We start from the raw sequence: 413 nt of genomic DNA, 5'->3' as shown, positions 1-413 counted from the left end.
TGATTGAGATAGGTGACCAACCAGACGCCGAAGCCGAGCAGCTTCTCGGCAAGGGACTCGCCGCCTTCAACGAACACATCACCGGCTCCAATGACCGACGTCCGTTGACGGTGCTGATCAAGGATCCCGACACCGGTGAAACCCTCGGCGGCATCACCGGCAAAACCAGCCTCGGGATGGCGTTCCTCGACCTGTTCCATTTGCCCGATGCGCTGCGTGGTTCAGGCCTGGGTACATCGCTGCTGAAGGCGTTCGAAGACGAAGCCCGTCACCGAGGGTGCCGCTCGGCGGTGCTGTACACCATCAGTTTCCAGGCCCCGGAATTTTACGAGAAGAATGGCTGGGTACGTTTTGGTGAAATACCATGCGACCCGCAAGGCAGCAGCCGGGTTTTCCTCAGCAAAACGCTCTGA

General features: G+C 59.3%; 1 protein-coding gene. It reads left to right on the top strand.

What is annotated here, in order from left to right:
- Positions 1 to 2 precede the first annotated feature (2 nt).
- Positions 3 to 413: an N-acetyltransferase gene (locus JV201_RS12610; RefSeq protein WP_257903315.1), complete on the top strand. Its 411-nt coding sequence runs from the start codon at positions 3 to 5 to the stop codon at positions 411 to 413.

Origin of the sequence: Pseudomonas sp. Colony2 (assembly GCF_019382755.1) — a bacterium.
In the GTDB taxonomy this organism is placed as follows: domain Bacteria; phylum Pseudomonadota; class Gammaproteobacteria; order Pseudomonadales; family Pseudomonadaceae; genus Aquipseudomonas.
Note: the sequence above shows the minus strand (reverse complement) of the source record. Positions and strands in the feature narration are given on the sequence as shown.